The following is a 559-nucleotide window of genomic DNA, read 5'->3' as shown; positions in this document are numbered from 1 at the left end:
GTCGGGGTGCTATTGGCATGCTGGTCGAATCGATCGGTGGCGGCGGCGGCGATGGCGGCGGCGCAGCCGGCATCGTGTCGATCGGCGGCACAGCCGGCGGCGGCGGCAAGGGCGGGACTGTCATCGCCAATGTCGGCGGCACGATAACAACTGGCGCTGACGGCAGCGGCGACGGCGCGCATGGCGTTCTGGCTCAGTCGGTCGGTGGTGGTGGCGGCAATGGCGGCTTTGCCCTGTCGGTCGCCCCGGCAGTCGCTGTCGCGATCGGCGGCGGCGGCGGAACCGGCGGCAATGCCGGAGCCGTCAACGTCAACCAGGCCGCGACCGGTCCGACGGTCGACACCAACGGTCGTTCGGCCATCGGCATCCTCGCACAGTCTGTGGGTGGCGGCGGCGGCAATGGCGGTGGCGCCTTTGCGCTTGGCGGCATCGTGTCTGTTTCGGTGGGCGGCAGCGGCAGCGCGGCCGGCAACGGAGACGAGGTCACCTATAACATCGCAAACGCCAAGGTCACGACGCGCGGCACCGATTCCATCGGCATCCTCGCCCAGTCGGTGGG

At 70.3% G+C, this 559-nt stretch carries 1 pseudogene; it reads left to right on the top strand.

Annotated elements, in window-relative coordinates:
- Positions 1–17 precede the first annotated feature (17 nt).
- Positions 18–559, top strand: a pseudogene (locus EN939_RS37190) (hypothetical protein); the annotation flags it as partial.

The organism is Mesorhizobium sp. M7A.F.Ca.CA.002.05.1.1 (assembly GCF_003998335.1).
In the GTDB taxonomy this organism is placed as follows: Bacteria; Pseudomonadota; Alphaproteobacteria; order Rhizobiales; family Rhizobiaceae; genus Mesorhizobium.
Note: the sequence above shows the minus strand (reverse complement) of the source record. Positions and strands in the feature narration are given on the sequence as shown.